This window comes from Psychrobacter sp. AOP5-GZ1-6 (assembly GCF_052376345.1).
Lineage (GTDB): Bacteria > Pseudomonadota > Gammaproteobacteria > Pseudomonadales > Moraxellaceae > Psychrobacter.
In genome coordinates this window covers 1-358 of the sequence record NZ_JBQSVP010000365.1, presented here as the reverse complement: position 1 = coordinate 358, position 358 = coordinate 1, and the positions used below count along the sequence as shown (strand labels likewise).

1 protein-coding gene is annotated in these 358 nt (G+C 28.8%); it reads right to left on the bottom strand.

Translation table 11 applies throughout. The features are described 5' to 3' along the window. The coding region (locus ACT3RN_RS16225) for a hypothetical protein (RefSeq protein ID WP_444518887.1) at positions 1-358 on the bottom strand (358 nt) is incomplete at both ends.

The window sequence follows — 358 nt, the reverse complement described above, 5'->3', positions numbered from 1 at the left end:
TTTAAAACTGGTTTTTCAACAATACTAAACTTTTCACAATTGCCGAATGACTTATAGTCTTCACCATCTACTAAATAATGCTTAATTGACTGCGCAATTTCAGACTTCATAACTATATCATCATTATTTTTATCCATATTGTTTCTTGAAAATTTTTCTACTCTTTCTTTTTTTCTGCCTTCTTTCTCATTGGGTAAATCTAAGTCGTTATAATCTTTTGCAAAAACAACGTGTTCAGGTAGTCCGCTAGAAGCAGGAAATATAACCTGAAGATAAAAATCTATAAATTCTAAATCTTTATTTTTAATAGGTTCGAAATATTTTTCGACAATATCTAGATACTCCAATACGGTCATAT